The 17,659-nt window shown below is 57.5% G+C and carries 15 protein-coding genes and 1 pseudogene; 1 reads left to right on the forward strand and 15 read right to left on the reverse strand.

The window, feature by feature from the left end:
- The coding region (gene dctA, locus AC3B8H_RS09220; protein ID WP_488441296.1) for a C4-dicarboxylate transporter DctA at nt 1-1,167 on the forward strand (1,167 nt) is incomplete at its 5' end.
- A gap of 326 nt (nt 1,168-1,493) precedes the next feature.
- Here the strand turns inward: dctA and AC3B8H_RS09225 are convergent.
- From AC3B8H_RS09225 to AC3B8H_RS09295, 15 genes and pseudogenes are all read right to left on the reverse strand, one after another.
- Nucleotides 1,494-2,786: an FCSD flavin-binding domain-containing protein gene (locus tag AC3B8H_RS09225; protein ID WP_488441297.1), complete on the reverse strand. Its 1,293-nt coding sequence runs from the start codon at nt 2,784-2,786 to the stop codon at nt 1,494-1,496.
- A 1-nt stretch (nt 2,787) separates the two neighbouring features.
- Entirely contained in the window at nt 2,788-3,066 is a 279-nt protein-coding gene (locus tag AC3B8H_RS09230; protein WP_488441298.1) for a c-type cytochrome, read from the reverse strand.
- Between the two features lie 4 nt (nt 3,067-3,070).
- Entirely contained in the window at nt 3,071-3,814 is a 744-nt protein-coding gene (gene rlmB / locus AC3B8H_RS09235) for a 23S rRNA (guanosine(2251)-2'-O)-methyltransferase RlmB (RefSeq protein WP_488441299.1), read from the reverse strand.
- The gene (gene rnr, locus AC3B8H_RS09240; protein WP_488441300.1) at nt 3,811-6,138 is read right to left on the reverse strand and encodes a ribonuclease R; all 2,328 of its coding nucleotides are present in this window, start codon (nt 6,136-6,138) and stop codon (nt 3,811-3,813) included. The genes rlmB and rnr overlap by 4 nt, the downstream gene beginning before the upstream one ends.
- 68 nt (nt 6,139-6,206) lie before the next feature.
- Nucleotides 6,207-7,805, reverse strand: coding sequence for a hypothetical protein (locus AC3B8H_RS09245; RefSeq protein WP_488441301.1), 1,599 nt, complete (start codon nt 7,803-7,805; stop codon nt 6,207-6,209).
- Nucleotides 7,806-7,964: 159 nt separating this feature from the next.
- Nucleotides 7,965-8,291: a hypothetical protein gene (locus AC3B8H_RS09250; protein ID WP_488441302.1), complete on the reverse strand. Its 327-nt coding sequence runs from the start codon at nt 8,289-8,291 to the stop codon at nt 7,965-7,967.
- A 17-nt stretch (nt 8,292-8,308) separates the two neighbouring features.
- Complete coding sequence (locus AC3B8H_RS09255) at nt 8,309-8,752, reverse strand: hypothetical protein (protein ID WP_488441303.1); 444 nt, start codon at nt 8,750-8,752, stop codon at nt 8,309-8,311.
- 88 nt (nt 8,753-8,840) lie between these two features.
- Entirely contained in the window at nt 8,841-11,795 is a 2,955-nt protein-coding gene (locus AC3B8H_RS09260) for a DUF748 domain-containing protein (protein ID WP_488441304.1), read from the reverse strand.
- Nucleotides 11,796-11,807: 12 nt separating this feature from the next.
- Entirely contained in the window at nt 11,808-13,583 is a 1,776-nt protein-coding gene (locus tag AC3B8H_RS09265; RefSeq protein ID WP_488441305.1) for a hypothetical protein, read from the reverse strand.
- Between the two features lie 183 nt (nt 13,584-13,766).
- Nucleotides 13,767-14,165 carry an RNA-binding S4 domain-containing protein gene (locus AC3B8H_RS09270; RefSeq protein ID WP_488441306.1) on the reverse strand — a complete coding sequence of 133 codons (399 nt, stop codon included), beginning with the start codon at nt 14,163-14,165 and terminating at the stop codon, nt 13,767-13,769.
- Nucleotides 14,158-14,517: a rhodanese-like domain-containing protein gene (locus AC3B8H_RS09275; protein WP_488441307.1), complete on the reverse strand. Its 360-nt coding sequence runs from the start codon at nt 14,515-14,517 to the stop codon at nt 14,158-14,160. Before AC3B8H_RS09275 ends, AC3B8H_RS09270 begins: the two co-directional genes overlap by 8 nt.
- Nucleotides 14,518-14,543: 26 nt before the next feature.
- Nucleotides 14,544-15,500 carry a 4-hydroxy-3-methylbut-2-enyl diphosphate reductase gene (gene ispH, locus AC3B8H_RS09280; RefSeq protein ID WP_488441308.1) on the reverse strand — a complete coding sequence of 319 codons (957 nt, stop codon included), beginning with the start codon at nt 15,498-15,500 and terminating at the stop codon, nt 14,544-14,546.
- Between the two features lie 37 nt (nt 15,501-15,537).
- Nucleotides 15,538-16,023, reverse strand: coding sequence for a ribonuclease E activity regulator RraA (gene rraA, locus AC3B8H_RS09285; RefSeq protein ID WP_488441309.1), 486 nt, complete (start codon nt 16,021-16,023; stop codon nt 15,538-15,540).
- A gap of 17 nt (nt 16,024-16,040) precedes the next feature.
- Nucleotides 16,041-17,396 carry a prephenate-dependent tRNA uridine(34) hydroxylase TrhP gene (gene trhP, locus AC3B8H_RS09290; protein WP_488441310.1) on the reverse strand — a complete coding sequence of 452 codons (1,356 nt, stop codon included), beginning with the start codon at nt 17,394-17,396 and terminating at the stop codon, nt 16,041-16,043.
- A gap of 74 nt (nt 17,397-17,470) precedes the next feature.
- Nucleotides 17,471-17,659 (reverse strand): annotated as a pseudogene (locus AC3B8H_RS09295) (glycosyl transferase family 1); the annotation flags it as partial.

A 17,659-nucleotide genomic window follows, 5' to 3' on the forward strand; every position in this document is an offset into this window, starting at 1 on the left:
AAGCCGGTTGGCGACGGCTTTATCGGCCTGATCAAAATGCTGATCGCGCCGGTGGTGTTTTGCACCGTGGTGCTGGGCATTGCCGGGGCGGGCGACATGAAAAAGGCCGGGCGCGTCGGCTTTAAAGCGCTGGTGTATTTCGAAGTGGTATCGACCTTTGCGCTGGCCTTGGGTGTGATCGTGGCCAAAGGGTTGGCGCCGGGCAAGGGCTTTAACGTCGATCCGGCCAGCCTGGATACGCAAGCGGTGGCAGGGTTTGCCAAGCAGGCCAGCCAGCAAACCCTCGCCGAGTTTTTATTGCACGTCATTCCCAAAACCTTTACCGATGCCTTCACCGGCTCGGGTGATTTGCTGCAGGTGTTACTGGTCTCGGTGTTGTTTGGGTTGGCGTTGCAGAAACTGGGCGAGGCCGGGCATTTGGTGCATCGCTTTGTCGAGGAATGCGCCCACTTGTTCTTTACGATGATGAATGTGGTGATGAAGCTGGCGCCGATCGGCGCGGGCGCGGCGATGGCGTTTACCATCGGCAAATACGGCATCGACGCGCTGAAACCCCTGGCCGCATTGATGGGCGGTTTTTATCTGACCTGCGCGCTGTTTGTCGGGCTGGTGCTGGGCGGAATCGGCAAACTGGCCGGTTTCAATATCTTCAAGCTGCTGCGTTACCTCAAGGAAGAATTGCTGCTGGTGCTGGGGACCTCGTCGTCGGAATCGGCCTTGGTGCCGTTGATGAATAAACTGGAACGCTTGGGTTGCTCGCGGTCGGTGGTCGGCTTGGTCGTCCCTTCCGGCTATTCCTTCAATCTGGACGGGACCAATATTTATCTAACGCTGTCGGCCTTGTTTATTGCTCAGGCCTTAAATGTCGATTTAAGCCTGTCGCAGCAACTGACCTTGTTGTTGGTGGCGATGTTAACCAGTAAAGGCGCGTCCGGCGTGACCGGCGCCGGCTTTATCACGCTGGCCGCGACGCTGGCGGTAGTGCCGGCGGTGCCGCTAGCCGCCTTGTCGCTGATTTTGGGCATCGACCGCTTTATGTCGGAAGCCCGCGCCTTGACCAATCTGATCGGCAACGCCGTGGCCACCATCGTCGTGTCGCAGTCGGAACGCGAGCTGAATCAAGCCAAAATGCGGGCGGAATTGGATGGCGGCAAGTTCGAAATTTAAACAGAAAACCTACCGCGGCTCAGGCACCCATGCTGGATCGGCAATACACTCACCCAACCGGTGAATGAAAAATCCCACCCGCCCTGAGTTTGTCGAAGGGCGGGATTTTTCAGCGCCCTACTGCTCTTTTCACTCTGAAAGTCATTGGGCCAATGCGGGTATACCGGTATCGGAACGCCATCAGACGCGGCTAAAGCCGCTCCTACACCCATTGTCTTCATGCTCCTGGGCGAAAATCCTTTCATGATCGTTAGGCTAATAAGCTGATACCTGATTTCGATACGATTCGCCGCTTTCGCCCACGGGCTGGCAATCGGGGCGCCGGCTCACTCGAAACTGTCTTTCCTGAGGTTTCGGTAGGCCGCGACGGCATAGCCGGCTTCCAGCGCGGCGGCTTCGGCGCTATCGACGCTGACGCCGCCGGCGCCTGGTACCGGGACAATCCGGCCGGCGTTTAGCCGGTACACCATCGCCACCGAAATGCCATGTTCCGGCGCGATCAGGCTGTAGCAGGTGTTCAGCCAATGCGGCTCGGCCGGCGGGCGACCGTTGAGCAAATCGACCACGGCCCGCGCGCAGACCTTGGCTTCGGAATTGGCGGCGAAGGCCGACTTGGGGATGGGCGCGTAATCGGCCGCGTCGCCAATCACGTGAATGAATTCGTTAAAGCGCGACCGACAGGTCCAGGGATCGACCGGGCACCAGCCGCCGCCGTCGGTCAAGCCGGCTTGCGCGGCGATTTTGCAGGCGCGTTGCGGCGGGATGATGTTGAGCACGTCGCCGCTAAATCGATCGCCGAAATCGGTGACCACGTTGCGGCTGGCGGCCTCCAGGCGCACCACCGGATTATTGGCGATCGACAGCCATTCCAGATTGGCGGTCGGGGTGCCGTAACCGAAATGCCGGCGCCAGGCCGATTCGAACAATTTTTGTTTCGAAAAACCGGTCTTGGGATCGAGTATTACGACCTTGGCGCGCGGCTTGTGTTGCTTGAGCCAGAATGCGATCAGGCTGGCGCGTTCATAGGGGCCGGGCGGACAGCGGTAGGGATCGGGCGGCGCGCAGATTAGTACTCGGCCGCCGTCGGGCAGCGCCTGGATTTGCCGATTTAACAGCTCGGTTTGCGGGCCGGCCTGCCAGGCGTGGGGAAAACGTTCGGCCGCTTCGACATCGTAACCGGCAATGGCTTGCCAATCAAAGTCGATGCCGGGCGCCAGCACCAGCCGGTCGTAGTGCAAGGTATCGCCATCGGTCAGCACCAGTTTGCGCCGGTCGGCGTCGATGGCGACCACTCGATCGGTGATCAGGTGGATAGAGTGATTATCGACCAAGGCCCGGTAATCGACCTGCAACTGCTCCGGTTTGAACAGACCGGCCAAGGTCCAGTTGCTGGCGGGACAGGTGATATACGTGGATTTGGGTTCGATTAAGGTGACGTCGATAGTCGGATCGAACAGGCGAAGGAACTTGGCGGCGGTCGCGCCGGCAAAGCCGCCGCCCACCACCACGACCCGCGCCTTGCCTAAGCCGCCGATTGTCCATGTTTGACAGCCGCTCAGCGAACCGGCCGTGGCGGCGGCACCGGTTCGCAGAAATCGCCGGCGCGACCAGTCCGCCATCTCAGCGTTTTCCCAAATAGTCGGCCAACGCCGCCAACTCGGCGTCGCTATAGCCTTTGGCGATCCGGTTCATCAAGGTCGCGGCCTTACGCTGGTATTTGAAATCCAGTAAAGACTGGCGAAGTTGCGCGGCCGAAAGGCCGGTCAAGACGGGCATGCCGACGTCGCCGCCCTCGCCCGCATGGCAGATTGTGCAATTGCCGGCAATCGCCGCGGCGGCGAAATCGGCGCGCGCGGCGGTCGCCAACACTAACAGCATCAGCGCAATAACCGCCCGCATTCGCTCAGCTCGCGGCTTTTTGCCGAAAAACCTCGTACAACAACACGCCGGCCGCGACCGACACGTTCAGGCTTTCCACCTGGCCTATCATCGGAATTTTCACCAGAAAGTCGCAATGCTGACGCGTCAGATGGCGCATGCCGCTGCCTTCCGCCCCCATCACCAGGGCCAGCGGCATATCCAGCTTCATTTGATAGACGGTCTGTTCGGCTTCGCCGGCGGCGCCCATAATCCAGACGTTTTGCTCCTTCATCCAGCGCAGCACGCGCGCCAGATTGGTGACCTGATAGACCGGCACCGTCTCGGCCGCGCCGCTAGCCACCTTGCAAACCGTCGGCGTGATGCCGGCGGCATTGTCCTTGGTGACGATCACGCCGTGCACGCCGACCGCATCGGCGGTACGCAAGCAGGCGCCGAGATTGTGAGGGTCTTGCACCTGGTCCAGAATCAAATAAAACGGCGTTTCGGTCAGCGCTTCGAAATCCTGTTTTAGCTGATCTTCGCTACGCATTGCCGGCAATTCGACCGCGACGACGATGCCTTGATGGTTTTTGCCCTCGGCCATCCGCTCCAGTTTCTTGCGCTCGGTTTTCTCGGGATTGACGCCCAAGGCCGCCAACGCGTCGAGTACCGGTTTCAAGCGGGCATCCTGGCGCTGGCCGTCCACCCAGGCGCGGCGGATTTTGTCGGGGGAATGTTCCAAGGCGGCCTGCACCGCATGCACGCCGAATAGCTGGGTCAAACTCATGATTTGCGGCGCCGTCTGGAGCGGGAGGATTTTTTGGCGGGCTCGGACTTGGCAGCTTTGCCTTTGCCCTCGGTGGTTTTGGCCTTGCCGGATTTGGCCTTTTTGGGTTTGGCGTTATCGGCCTTCTTGCCGGATTGAATCAATTCGAAATCGATTTTCTTGTCGTCCAAATTCACCCGCACCACGCGGATACGCACCGCGTCGCCCAGCCGATAACGCACGCCGGTGCGTTCGCCGTACAACTGGTGCTTGCCGGAATCGAACTGGAAATAGTCGTTGTGCAAGGAGGCGATGTGCACCAAGCCTTCGACGTATATGGCCTGCAATTCGACGAAAAAGCCGAAACCGGTCACCGACGAAATCACCCCGGCGAATTCCTCGCCGATCTTGTCCATCATGTACTCGCACTTCAGCCAGCTGATCACGTCTCGAGTGGCGTCGTCGGCTCGGCGCTCGTTGGCGGAACAATGCTCGCCCAAGGCCATCATGTCGGCGTAGTTGTAAGTAAAGCTGTCCGGCGTCTTGCCGGCCAGCGCGTGGCGTATCGCCCTGTGCACCAGCAAATCCGGATAACGGCGGATCGGCGAGGTGAAATGGGCATAAGCATCCAGCGCCAGGCCGAAATGCCCCTTGGTTTCCGGGCTGTAAACGGCTTGCGACATCGAGCGCAACAGGATAGTCTGGATCAGATGGGCGTCCTTGCGGCCGGCCACCGATTCCAACAGATGCATGTAATCCAGCGGGGTCGGTTGGGCTTGACCGCCGAGATGCAAACCCAGCTCGTTCAAAAAGGTTTTCAGCGCCAGCAATTTCTCCGGGCCGGGGCCGTCGTGTATCCGCAGCAGGCGCGGCAACTTCTTGCGGGTCAGGAATTTGGCCGCCGCGGTGTTGGCGGTAATCATGAATTCCTCGATCAGCTTATGCGCGTCGTTGCGGACCAGCGGCACGATTTCGGCGATTTTCCGCTCCGGCCCGAACACGATCTTGGTTTCCTGGGTATCGAAATCCATCGCCCCGCGCAGTTCCCGCTGCCGGCGCATGGCTTGGTATAGGCTGTACAGCGTTTGCAGATGCGGCAGCAAGTCCGCGTATTTCTTGGCCAGTTTTTGATCGCCGTCGACCAGTATTTTCGCGACTTCGGTATAGGTCATCCGGGCATGGGATCGCATCACCGCCTCGAAAAACCGCGACCGCACCACCAAACCATCCTCGCCAATCAACAACTCGCAGACCATGCATAGCCTATCCACCTTGGGATTTAGCGAACATAGGCCGTTGGATAAAATCTCCGGTAGCATCGGGATGACTTTTTCCGGGAAATACACCGAGGTGCTACGGTTTTTGGCTTCCGCGTCCAGCGCCGTACCGACCTTGACGTAGTGCGATACGTCGGCGATTGCCACCAACAGTTTCCAGCCTTTCTTGGTTTTTTGGGCGTATACGGCGTCGTCGAAATCGCGGGCGTCCTCGCCGTCTATCGTCACCAGCGGCAGATGGCGGATGTCTTCCCGACCCTGCTTAGCCGATTCCGGCACTTCCGCCCGCAAGCCGCCGATCTCCGCTAGCAAAGCGTCCGGCCAATGATTGGGCAGTTCGTGCGAACGGATCGCCATTTCGATTTCCATGCCGGGCGCCATGTGCATGCCCAACACCTCGACGACGCGTCCCAACGGCTGGTAATGCGCGCTGGGTTGCTGGACGATTTCGGCGACGACGATCTGGCCGTTTTTGGCGCCGCCGACGTCCTCCTTGGCGATCAGCACTTCGTGAATGATTTTCTTGTTGTCCGGCACCACGTAGGCTACGCGGCCCTCGGTAAAGAAGCGCCCGACCACTTGGTGGGTATTGCGTTCTAGAATTTCAACGACGGAGGCTTCGCGGCGGCCCTTGCGATCGATGCCGGTCACCCGAACCGCGACCCGGTCGTTGTGCATCAGCGGCTTCATTTCCCTGGGCGACAAAAACAAATCGTCGCTGCCGTCTTCCGGTTTAACGAAGCCGAAACCCTCGGGGTGGCCGAGCACCCGGCCGTTAATCAGGTTTTGACCGTTACCGATCATGTATTTTTGCCGGCTGTTGAACACCAACTGGCCGTCGCGCTCCATCGCCCGCAAGCGGCGGCGCAGCGCTTCCAGCGCGTCGGCGGACTCTAACCCGAATTGTTGGGCGATTTGTTGGCGTCGCAGTGGCTTACCGACTTGCTGAACCAGTTGCAGTATCAGTTCGCGGCTGGGAATGGGATGTTCGTATTTTTCGGCTTCGCGTTCGGCGTAAGGATCGACGAAGGTTGGAGAATCAGTGGGCTGATCGGAATTGGATGTCATTGAGTAGTCGTTTCGGTGTCGGGTCATGCGGCCGGGGTCGCACATGGGGCGCCCGGCAAACGGATGTTTCAAATAAAGTCATAGCCTTTCTTCTTGCCTTGAGCCGGCGCGATATTTTCGAGTATCTGCCGGCATTCGAATTGCCAATAGCCCAAGCCTATATTCTTGCGGCCATTCAAAATAATCGGAAAATTCTCGCTCCCCATGTACATCCGTAACAAGTCGCCGTCCTTGAGCATGAAAGAGTCCATGATAATAAAGCTTTTTTCGCCTTCTTGGTCCTTTGTACCATAAATCAGGGCTTTTTTGCGTTCGGTGTCCGGTTCGGCATCCAGCGCGTGGTAGGCCACCGGAAAGGCTTGGTGGGCAATCACCACCAATTCGAACACCACTTTGCTGTCTTGCTTGGGCAGTAGAATCTTGCACACCACCCCCAGCGCCCGCAGATGCGGCAAGCTATCGGTTTTTCTAAAACTGACCAAACTGCCGATCGATAGCAAGCCTTCTTTCTGCAACACACAGGACAAGGCCCGTTCCGACTCGCTGTGCGCCGGGATTTCCGGCGTCGCTTCGTAGCCGGCGGCAATCCGGCCGGTATCCAGTAAATCGTGCGTCGCTTCCAGGCCGATGACCACGTAGCGGTCCAGCCGATCCGCGAAATAGACGGTCCCTTGCGGTTCCCTGCCCTGCCAGCGCTGTATCAGATACTCGAACAGTTCTGGGGACAATTTATTGTGGCTGCCGGGATCAATATCCAGCGAACTGAATCTGGCTTCGTCCTTGCCGCAATATTTGTCGGCCAGCTTGTAAAGCTTCGCCAGCTTGGTCAGGTCCAGATACAACGAAGCCGCCTCGCCGCGCCGGTCCGCCGTCTTGGCGGCTGATTGAAAGGCCGGAGCGAGATCTTCGTCTATCGAAATCAGACATTGCACGGCTTGTCCGGCGACCGGCTTGGCTTCGATGTTCACCAAATCACTGATCTTTTCGATGAATTCGTAAACCAGTTGAAATTCCTTCTGCATCAGACCGGATGGATAGGCCAGGCTGAGCAGCAAAATCTGCTTGTAACTGTCGGCGACCGTGGAGTGTTTGGTAAATATGCCACGCTGGTCGGCGACCTTGGTATCGTCCTTGCCCAGTTTAACCGCCAGTTTGTATAGCGAATGCAGATCGATCCAAATCCAGTCCGGAATCGGGTAGCTCATCATGTACTGACTGACGACGATGCGGCTCAACCCCTTGATGGTCCGCTGTATCGCCAAGGCGACAGTCTTGCCCTGCAGCCAGCCGACCTCGCGCCGTGTCAGGTCTCTGACGACGTTCCAATAGCCGATCGTGAACTGGCGTTCGACAATACAGACCAGCGCGAAGATTTTTTTTTCGATGTCGCCTTTCGGAAAGCCGAATTTGATTAGGCGCGAACGCAAATAATCGTCGATCAGAAAAAAACTGTCCCGTAGCTGCTCCAGCGCCTGCAACCGCTTGGCGGCCGGCATTTCCACGGAAATCAATTCGGCCAGTAATTCCTGAAACAAACGGGCGGCCAGACCCGGATTGGCGGCGGGCAACTCGGCGATCCATTGTTGCAGGGCAGTTTCCGAGAAAGTTGCCAGCAAGCGGGGATCGTTTTTTTGTTCGGGTATGACCAGAAAAAAAGAGTTCTTCACGCAAAGTCCAAATTCAATACAACGGCGCTTCCAACCGTTGCCCGGCAAAGATCCGATTGCCGAAATTCGTTGAAGGTCGCGCCGGCGGCACCTATCAATGCCATCTAAGACAGGCCGGTCTTAGCGAGCATTGAGCCGACCGGCGACGACTTCGCTTCATCAAAACAGGCCTTCGTCGTCCACCATCAAATTCTGCAATGCGCCAATGTCCCTTCTCAATTGTTTACGGGCCAACAGCTTTTGCCGCACCGCGTCCGGCAACTCGGTAAATATCACGACCTGCTTGGCGATCAGGATGTCCACCAAATCGTCAATGACCCTGACCATATTCACATCGGTCTCGGTCAGCGCGCGCTTGGCCTGTAGGCCCGCGTCGCGATAAAACGCCAGCAGAGCGGGATCGTCGTCCGCCAGCCATTCACCGCCGGCCCCAGTATCGTCCAGGCTTCGGATCGCTCCGGCGGCGTCGCGGGTGACGAACGGCATCTGGCGGCGAAAACGGCCTAGCGCGGCGAAATCGTCAACGCGCCCAGCGTGACGCCGATATCGATGCCGCGCCCCTTGCCCGACAAGGCCAGCGAAATTTCGCCGCGGGTCAAGACTTGCGCATCCACCGACTTGGTGGCGCCAGCATGGCCTTCCAACGCCACGAAGTTGCCGTAGATTTCGTTGAGATTTTTAACTTCCGAAAACACCCCGGTGCCTTCGATTTCCGATTTGCCTATCGTGAAGCCGATACTCTTGGACGCCAACGCCACTTGGGCGCGCTGGCCGTTGCTGCAACTGATATTGCCGATACCGTCGTATTGTTTGTAGACCAGCGACCAACCGCTTAATTTGTAGGTCATCGTGCAAGAGGTCAGAGGCCCCGCCGCGGCCGGCGCCGACAGCGCCGCGCAGACCAAGCCCAAGGCTAACGGTAAGTAGTTGAACGTTCCGATTTTCATTGTTTTCTCCACGTGTAAAACCCCAATTTCCAGCCGGCCACCCGCGATCGAGCCAGCCGATTATAGTACAAAGCCGTGTCGGTCTCGGTCAGGGCAAGGCTCCCAAGGACAGTACCGAGTTCAAGCCGTCGGCGGTTTCGGCTTGACTCAATTCCGGCGCCAAAATGTAAACCCGCCCTTGTTCGACCTTGCCCTGCTTGGTGATGTATTGGGCAATGTGATTCGCCCGATCCACCGCCAATTCGGTCAAGCGCTGCGGATCGGGATGAAAAATGCCTTCCAGCCGCTGTTGAGCGACACTGTAAAAATCGGCGTTCGGGTCGCTTTTCAGGCGCGGTTTGCCGAGCAGGCTGTGGTCCAATTCCTCGGGAAACACTTCTCCGAAAAACTTGGCCAGCAAACGCCGGTATTCGTCGTCGGTCAACTCGATATATTCATGGCGGATTTTTTGGCCTTGATCGCGCAACTCGCCGGATTTCATTTTTTTCAGAACGTCCTTGACCGCATCGTAGCGCATCGCCGGCCAATCCTGGATTTCATATGCCTTGCCCTTGATTTCCAAGGTTAACTCGGGCTTGGTGCTCAGAGCCTGTCCGAGCTGATCGAGTTTCGTGGATTCCTCAGCCGCCAGTTTGGCGCTACCCGGACCGAACTTGACGGCGCTGTAATCCTTATCCTCGCCGAGCAGCGCCCCAAACATCTTGAACGGTGAAGCCACCGCCTTGGCAATCAGATTGACCAACACATCGCTCACTAGTGCCCCTAGGCTGAATTTCGGATCTTCCAGGCTACCGGAAATCGGGAAGTCCAGATTGATCCGGCCGTCGGCGTCTTTCAGCAAGGCAATGGCCAAATGCAGGGGCAGAGACATCGCTTTCGGATTGTCGACGTGTTCGCCCAGCGCCAGCTGATCGATGAACAATTTGTTCTGTACTTCCAATTCGCCCTTGCTGATTTTGTACTGCAGATCCAGCGCCATCTGGCCTTTCTCGATCTTGTAGCCGGCGAATTCAGCCATATAGGGCGTAATCAACGGCAACGGCATGTGGGTAAACTTCAGGCCGATATCGGTATTGCCGGTTTGGAATTGGTATTTGCCCTTGATATCGACCGACGCCAGATCGTAAACCTTGCCTTGTAAATTCAATTGCGCGTAGGCGTCTTTCTCGGTCGAAAAACCGCTGACTTCACCGTTCAGCCGTTTCATTTCGGCGACGAAGGGCAAAATCAGCGAGTAATCGGCGAAATCGGAACGACCGTTTTTCATCTCGATTTTGCCGATGACCAGTTTCGGCTCCGGCGTTTTGCTATCGGGCTTGGCGGACGCTTGCGCCACTTTTGGCGGGTTCCGTGGCGCCGGTTGGGCCACGCTGAGCTCGTCCACATTGGTCGTGCCGTCTTTCTTGATGTTAAAGCGAAAATAAGGCCGCTCGAACACCACTTTGTCGATTTTGAAATCCTGTTGGTTCAAATCGATGCCGATGCCGGCCAGCGTCAGGTCTGACCACTTTAAAAAGTCCTTATTCTTGATCTGGTCGCGGGTCAGCAGATTATCGATGTTGGCGTTGCCGGCAAAAGTAAGCTGAAACCGATCGGCCGTCGCCAGTTGCAGATTGCCGTCCAAATTGACGCCGCCATCCACCAGTTCCAGGTTCAGATATGGATCGAGGTAGGCCTGAAACGGCTTGATCAGCAAGTTGTCGAGCGTTACCTGCCATGTGGCGCCGAAAGGTTGCAAGACAGTATCGCCGGCCAGCTTCAAGGTCGCCTTTTGGTTAATCCGGGTAGAGAAGGTCAACGGCAGCTTCCCGGGATTGGCGCTATCGAAACCGCGCAACCCCAAGGCCAGTTCGCTTAATGCCAGCGTAACCGGCTTGGTCAGGCTGTAATCAGTGAAATCGATGCGGTGATTGGTCAATGCCACGTCATCAACCTGGATTCGCCAAGGCTGGGCGGGCTCCGTCGGCGCGGCGGCGGCTTGGGTGGGCACGTTGGCGCCCGATGCGGCCGGCTGGGCCAATAAGGCTTGGTAGTTGACCACGCCATCGGCTTGCAACCAGGCCTGAATCGCCGCGTCGGCGGCGGCGACTTTAGCGATGGTCAACCGCCGGCTCCGCAGATCGGCGGCCACGCCGCTCACCGTCAACGAGGGCAAGGCCAGCAACGAGCGATGCTGGGCCGGCTCGCTAACCGCCAACTGTTTGAGGTCGATAAGCCCGTTGTTTAGCGCCAAATCGACGCCGCCATCGAACTCGGCCAGCTGATAGTCGGTAGTTACCGACAACTGCCCGGCGTCGATTGAAACCGGCAGTAAATCTTTCGGCGCCAATTTCAGCAATTTCGGGACGACGATATCGTTCAGCGTCAAACGGCCGGTCGAGGCGAACGGCATCATCGTCAATTGTCCTTGCCAATTCAGTGTACCGCCGGACGCCAAGCCCACCGTCAGCCTCCCAATCGCGCCATCCTTCGCGTTGACGGTACCCAACTCGGTCACTTCCAACTGCAACGGCACCAGCGTTTCGGCGGCGTCCTCGCCAGCCAGCACATCGCGCCAACGGATTTCACCGCTATCGATCACCAGCCGGTGAATCAGCAGCGGCAGCGGCGAGTCGTCTTTAGCCGATTCCGGCGAAGGTGCCGGCTCGGCTTGGGCGGGCTGTAGATCGGCCAGATTCAGTCGGCCGTCGGCGCGGCGTTCCAAATAGATCGTCGGCTTGCCGAATTCGATCGCCGCGATCGCCAGCCCGCGCATACCGGCCGATTCCAGCGCTTGAATATCCAGAACCAGACTCTCCAAGCCAAGTAAATCCCGGCCGTCGGCGTCCGCCAACCGAATCCCGCGCAACTCGGCCCGCCATTCGAAAGGATCGAACGCCACCGTCTCGATGCCGATCCGGGCGCCGGTGACCTGCCGCACTATCTCGGGCAACTGTGTCTTTACCCAATAGGGTAAGGCATAGTAACCGGCCAGCGCATACAAACCGAGCACGCCGGCCAGCGTGCCGCCTATCCAATACCCGGTGGAGCGTTTCAGGACCATGGTCACCCCGCGCTAGTGCAGTCGATTCAGGAACTCGGCGTCGATGCGGCAGCCACCAAGGTCGGGATAATCGGCCAGACTTTGTTCGAAATCGCGGAACGACGGATGCTGAAACGCCAAACGCACGATGCGCCCCTGAGCCAGTTCGAATTCGAGCGCGCCGCCTTTATCGCGGGGGCTGCCCGGTTTGGTGGCAAACAACAGAATGCCGATGTGGGCCAGCGGCTGACCTTGTTCCTGAGCCGGCCGAGCGCAGCTATAACTATCGACGTTCAACCCGGCGAACACGCCGGCCAGTTGCGCGGCGCTAACAACCACGCCTTCGTCGGGAATCGGCGGTAATTGCAGCAAGGCTTCCAGACCGAAATTACTCAAATGGTTTTGCAGCAAGACGCTGCCGTTGCCGGCCTTTTCAGTATTCAATAAGGGATATAGTTGGCGGGCCGCTTCGTCTTTATCCGAACTTTTCAGCGCCGCCAGCAATTGCCTTCCCGCCGATTGCACCGGGTTCAGGATGCCTTCCTTTTTTTGCCGGGAACTGGCCAGCGCTTCCCAATCCTGCTCGGTATTGACCGCCAGACGCATGCTCTTCATGACCCAATAATCTTCCGGCGCCAAACAGCCGGAAAAGTTGGTGGAGCGGTATTGTTCCAACAATTTGGGGCGGATCTCGTCGGTCATCGCCCGCTGCATCGAGATATTGAAATTCTTCCAATCCGGCGATTTATTCAGAAAGTAGTAAAGCAAGGCGTTGCGGTCGAATTTGTTGAATCCCAGATCCTTCATGACCAGTTTCAGGCGCCGACATTGGGTCTCGACATCGCTGTAATCGCGCCAATCCGGTTGCAAATTGGGACGATCCGCGGTGTCAACCTGAGCCAGCAATTGCTGGAGGCGCTGTTCGCCGTTGGCGGTTTGTATCGGCGTCCGCCACAGTTCTTCCAGTGACAAGTCGTGAGCATCCGGTGTCGCGTCGCCGACGGTTTTCAGCAGCAACGATGAGACCAACTCCGGATAAATCCGCAATTCCCCCAACATCTTGGTTTCGGACGACCAACTATTCCAACCGCCTTCGAGCACTTCGTAAACCGGCAAGCGGGTTTGATTGAGGCCGGCGCCGTCGGCATTGAGCACCACGCCGGCCGGTAGCGTGTGGGTCTCGGAACTAAGCTTGCCGGCCGGCGCAGGCGTTTTCGCGACTACCGGCGGATTGCTTTCGACCCAATTGCCGGCCAACTTCCCCATCACGGCCATGCCGGTCCCAACGCCGGTCAACGCAAACAAGCCGCTGGCGGTGTTCAGATCCTCGACCAATTGCGACAGGTTGGATTCGTGGCTATTGCTGGTCAGAAAGCGGTATTCAATCTGGGTGTCCTTGGCCGAATCCAAGCGCAGCCACGGCGTCAAGTTGGCTTTCTTGGTCTCCAGCTTGAAATTGCAACGCCCGGTCGTCGCCTGATATAGAAATCCGCTGGCCTCGCGCTGCAGCTTCAAGACATCGTTATGCACCGAGAACACGACGGCGGCCGACAAATCGCCATTTTCGTAATGGCCGCCCATTTCGTTGCAACCGCCTTTCAGTGCGCTGTCGCCTTTGAATTCAAACTCGGACAGCCATTGCACATAGTAGTCATCGCCGGATACCGTCGTTTGCCCTCGCAACGGCTTGACGGCTACCGATTCGGTTTTCGGATAATCCACCGCCAATTGCCGTGTGGTGGCGCAACCGGCTAATAAACCGCCGGCCAGCGCCGCTTGCGCGATCAGGAAAAAACAGCGTTGCGACATTCAAAAACCTTTTGGAATCTTGCGTGGGTGGAAGCGCACCGGCAAACTAAACACCGGTTCTTAGGCCGAACTTAAGGTCCGGTCGCCGTTTGACGAACACCGGCTTATGCCGGCGCGAAAACAACGCCGGAATAATAAAGTCTTGCGGGAAGTGTGGCTATCGTTTTGTTGAACGCGGCTCGGTCAAACCGAACCCTCTTTGAAGCGATGAATTTGCCGACGCTGTTTTTTGTTGGGTTTGAAGGGTCGCTCGGAGGCGGGGAACGCTGCTTGCTGCTGTTTGTGCAATTCCGCCAATTGTTGCCGCTTGGCGGCGCTGGCCGCGTCTTCGACGTACAGTTGCACCGCCTCCTGGGCGGGACGGCGCTGCCGATTCAAACCGGTAACCAGGATATCCCAGGTATATTGATCCTTGGTAATGCTGATACGATCGCCGATTCGAACATCGCGGCTGGGCTTGCAGCGCTGGCCGTTAACATGCACCTTCCCGCCGCTGACCGCGTCGGACGCCAAACCGCGGGTCTTGAAAAACCGCGCGGCCCATAGCCATTTATCGATACGGAGTTCGTCTTGCTCACTCAACGGGCAAACCGCTCTCCGACCATGCCTTGAAACCACCGGCCATACTAACTACCGCCGAATAGCCCATTTGCTGCAATACCTGGGTCGCCAACGCCGAACGTCCACCACCCTGGCAATACACGACGGTCGGCGCTTGTTGCTTGCCTTGGAAAGCCGGATGCCCGCCGATTTGGAATTCGAGTACGCCGCGCGGGATATTCACCGCGCCGGGCAAATGGCCGGCGGCAAATTCGTTGGGTTCGCGGACATCCAGAATCAAGTTTGTCGTTAAGCGTTCGCGAGCGGCGGCGACATCAATCTCGGAAATCTGCTGCTTGGCGGCGGCCACTAAATCTTGCGCGGAAATAGCCATACGGTTCCTCGTTGAACGAATAAGGTTTAAGCGTCCATGTGCTTTTTCAATTCCTTGGGGATGGAGAATACCACTTTTTCCTCTATGCCTTTATTCTCGCGGACGAGGGTCTCGGCACCGCCCCAGGCTTTCAATTGATCGATCACTTCCTGTACCAGCACTTCCGGCGCCGAGGCACCGGCGGTCACGCCGACCACATCGACATTCGCCAACCACTCTTGTTTCAGATCGCGATAGGTATCGATCAAATGCGCGGATTTACCCAGCTGCTCGGCAATTTCCCGCAAACGGTTGGAATTCGAACTGTTGGGCGAACCGACCACCAAAATCAGATCGGAGATTTTCGCCAGATCGTGTACCGCGTCCTGACGGTTTTGGGTGGCATAGCAAATATCGTCCTTTTTCTGTTCCTTGATCGACGGAAAATGCTCGCGTAGCGCGTCGACCATCACCTTGGTATCAGTCATCGACAACGTCGTTTGCGTGACGTAGGCCAGATTGTCTGGATTATTGACTTTGAGGTTCTTGACGTCGTCCGGCGTTTCCACCAAATAGATGTTGCCGTGCTCGGTACATTTTTCGTATTGCCCCATCGTGCCTTCCACTTCCGGGTGGCCGGCGTGACCGATCAGGATCACCTCGCGGTCTTGCTTGGCGTGCTTGGCAACCTGCATGTGCACTTTAGTAACCAACGGGCAGGTCGCATCGAACACCGTTAATTGGCGCTCCTCGGCTTCGCGCTGCACCTGCTTGGAAACCCCGTGCGCGCTGAACACCAGATAGGAACCGACCGGCACATCGCTCAAATCCTCGATAAACACCGCGCCTTTCTGTTTCAGGCCATCAACGACGGTGCGATTGTGCACGACCTCATGGCGCACATAAATCGGCGCGCCGAAGGTATCGATGGCTTGATCGACGATTTCAATGGCCCGGTCCACGCCGGCACAGAATCCACGAGGGTTTGCGAGTACGATTTGCATATTCTTGAGTTTTTTACTGGGTTAAGACGTTGGAATTCTAATCCAATTTTGTCTCGGCGACGATAATTCCATCACTATCGGCGTACAGGTAATGATCTTTTTTGAAATTGACGCCGGCAAACGTGATCATTACATCACGGTCGCCTTGGCCGTGCTTGCGGCTGCGCATGGGGTGGGTGTTCAGCGCCATGACCCCGATCGGCAGTTGCGCCAGCAATTCCGTACCGCGCACGCAACCGTAAACGATGATGCCGCTCCAACCGTTTTCGATCGCCAAGGCCGCCAAGGTATCGCCAAACAACGCACAACGCTTACCGCCGCCGCCGTCGATCACCAACACCCGGCCGTCGCCTACTTCCTCCAATGCGCTCCGCACCAAGGAATTGTCCTCGAAGACCTTCAGCGTGGCGATTCGCCCGCAAAATCGCCGACGGCCGCCAAAGTGGCGCAGCATGGGTTCGGCGACCTGGAAATTCTCCGCATCGCCGAAGCGGTCGCATAAATCAGCGGTTAGAAACTCCAAATCGGCCTCCAAATCCATTAAAAATAACGCGCCAACAAACCGTACCGACAATCTTCGCTGGGCAACGGAATCCGCACTTCGTAGCCGCCGCCCAAGGCCTCTTGCATCGGATTACCGTATTTATCCAGCATCCGATCGACGACGATATCCCGATTGCCGGCCGGCAAAATCATTTCCAGCCGATCGCCAACCGCGAACTTGTTTTTGACGCTGACGTCGGCCAAACCGGTGTCCGGGTCATAGGCGGTAATTTCACCACAAAACTGCTGCTGATGGCTCTTGGAGTAGCCGGACAGATAATTTTGGTGCTCATGCGTGTGATGGCGTTGATAAAAACCATCGGTGTAGCCTCGGCTGGCCAAGTTGTCCAGAATGCCCAGCAATTGCGGTTGAAACGGCCGACCGGCCAGCGCGTCGTCGATCGCTTGGCGGTAGGTTTGCGCGGTGCGCGCTACGTAAAAATGCGATTTGGTGCGCCCCTCGATCTTCAGACTATCGACCCCGATTTCCACCAAGCGCTGCACGTGTTCGATCGCGCGCAAGTCCTTGGAGTTCATGATGTAAGTGCCGTTCTCGTCCTCCATCACCGGCAATAACTCACCGGGACGGCCTTCTTCCTCGAGAAAATAAATCTGGTCGGCCAGCGGATGACGCTCGGCGCCGCCGCAGCTCGCGTTACTCAGGCCCTGGTTGAGATCGTTCATCGACAACACCGGCCGATCCGCCAGCACGTAATCGCCTTCGGCGGTTTCGTCGGCCGGTTTGGTATCGTATTTCCAACGGCAGGAATTGGTACACGTCCCCTGATTGGGATCGCGATGATTAAAATAGCCGGACAACAGGCAACGCCCGGAATAGGCAATGCACAACGCACCGTGTACGAACACCTCCAACTCCATGTCGGGACATTGCTGGCGAATCTCGGCGATTTCGTCCAGCGACAATTCTCGCGACAGAATGATCCGCTCCACCCCCATCCGCTGCCAGAATTTGACGCTGGCATAGTTCACGGTATTCGCCTGGACCGACAGGTGCACCGGCATGTCCGGCCATTGTTCGCGGGTCATCATGATCAGGCCGGGATCGGCCATAATCAGCGCGTCCGGCCCCATCGCGATAATCGGGTGCATGTCCTTGACGAAGGTTTTTACCTTGGAGTTATGCGGAATCACGTTTGCCGCCAAGTAAAACTTCTTACCGATCGCATGCGCCTCGGCTATCCCCTTGGCCAGATTGTCCGCTAGGAAATCGTTATTGCGCACTCGCAAGCTGTATCGCGGCTGACCGGCGTAAACCGCATCCGCGCCGAACGCAAACGCATAGCGCATATTCCGAATCGTGCCGGCCGGGGAAAGAAGTTCGACGTGTTTCATGTCCATCTCAAAAATCAGGTGAGCGGCATTTTAACAAATTATCCCAATCCGCATCCGAACCGAACCAAGGGCAATCAGGCTTTTCGATTTGCCAACAACTCCCGATAAATTTCCAAATAGGAATCAACCATGCGATCGGCGGTAAAGTGCCGCCAGTATCTGGCTTCGGCCGCCGCCCCCATTTTCGCGACCTCTTCCGGATGCTCCCAAAGATATGTCATCGCCTGCCTAAGCGCGGCCGGATCGCTAGGCGGCACCACCAT

This window comes from Methylomonas sp. BG-2 (assembly GCF_057766305.1).

What these genes read in the sequence shown, in the direction of transcription:
- AC3B8H_RS09225 (WP_488441297.1), bottom strand. Translation starts at nt 2,786, where the DNA reads ATGGCGGACTGGTCGCGCCGGCGATTTCTGCGAACCGGTGCCGCCGCC.
- AC3B8H_RS09230 (WP_488441298.1), bottom strand. Translation starts at nt 3,066, where the DNA reads ATGCGGGCGGTTATTGCGCTGATGCTGTTAGTGTTGGCGACCGCCGCG.
- rlmB (WP_488441299.1), bottom strand. Translation starts at nt 3,814, where the DNA reads ATGAGTTTGACCCAGCTATTCGGCGTGCATGCGGTGCAGGCCGCCTTG.
- rnr (WP_488441300.1), bottom strand. Translation starts at nt 6,138, where the DNA reads ATGACATCCAATTCCGATCAGCCCACTGATTCTCCAACCTTCGTCGAT.
- AC3B8H_RS09250 (WP_488441302.1), bottom strand. Translation starts at nt 8,291, where the DNA reads ATGCCGTTCGTCACCCGCGACGCCGCCGGAGCGATCCGAAGCCTGGAC.
- AC3B8H_RS09255 (WP_488441303.1), bottom strand. Translation starts at nt 8,752, where the DNA reads ATGAAAATCGGAACGTTCAACTACTTACCGTTAGCCTTGGGCTTGGTC.
- AC3B8H_RS09260 (WP_488441304.1), bottom strand. Translation starts at nt 11,795, where the DNA reads ATGGTCCTGAAACGCTCCACCGGGTATTGGATAGGCGGCACGCTGGCC.
- AC3B8H_RS09265 (WP_488441305.1), bottom strand. Translation starts at nt 13,583, where the DNA reads ATGTCGCAACGCTGTTTTTTCCTGATCGCGCAAGCGGCGCTGGCCGGC.
- AC3B8H_RS09275 (WP_488441307.1), bottom strand. Translation starts at nt 14,517, where the DNA reads ATGGCTATTTCCGCGCAAGATTTAGTGGCCGCCGCCAAGCAGCAGATT.
- ispH (WP_488441308.1), bottom strand. Translation starts at nt 15,500, where the DNA reads ATGCAAATCGTACTCGCAAACCCTCGTGGATTCTGTGCCGGCGTGGAC.
- trhP (WP_488441310.1), bottom strand. Translation starts at nt 17,396, where the DNA reads ATGAAACACGTCGAACTTCTTTCCCCGGCCGGCACGATTCGGAATATG.